This is a genomic window from Gordonia sputi NBRC 100414 (genome assembly GCF_000248055.1).
GTDB classification, from domain to species: Bacteria; Actinomycetota; Actinomycetes; order Mycobacteriales; family Mycobacteriaceae; genus Gordonia; species Gordonia sputi.
Genome location: NZ_BAFC01000106.1, coordinates 1 through 257 on the forward strand (window position 1 = coordinate 1; position 257 = coordinate 257).

The 257-nt window shown below is 63.8% G+C and carries 1 protein-coding gene; it reads right to left on the reverse strand.

The window, feature by feature from the left end; genetic code table 11:
• Positions 1 to 257, reverse strand: a 257-nt coding sequence (locus GOSPT_RS16750; RefSeq protein WP_039856415.1) for an integrase core domain-containing protein, incomplete at both ends; no start/stop codon positions are given.

Sequence of the window (257 nt, forward strand, 5' to 3'; positions counted from 1 at the left end):
AGCCCACGGGGTGATGCTGGTGGGTGCATCCGGCAGCGTACTCGGCCGGGGTTCGATAGCCCAGTGCCGAATGCCGGTGTCGGTGGTTGTGGTCGGCCTTGAAGTCGCCGATGACCACACGGGCCTCCAACAGGGTGGGCCAGCAGTTGCGGTTCAAACACTCGTCGCGCAACCGGTTGTTGAACGACTCGATGAACCCGTTGTTCCACGGCGTGCCGGGCGGAATGTAGGAGATCCCCACCGACCCTGCACAGAAG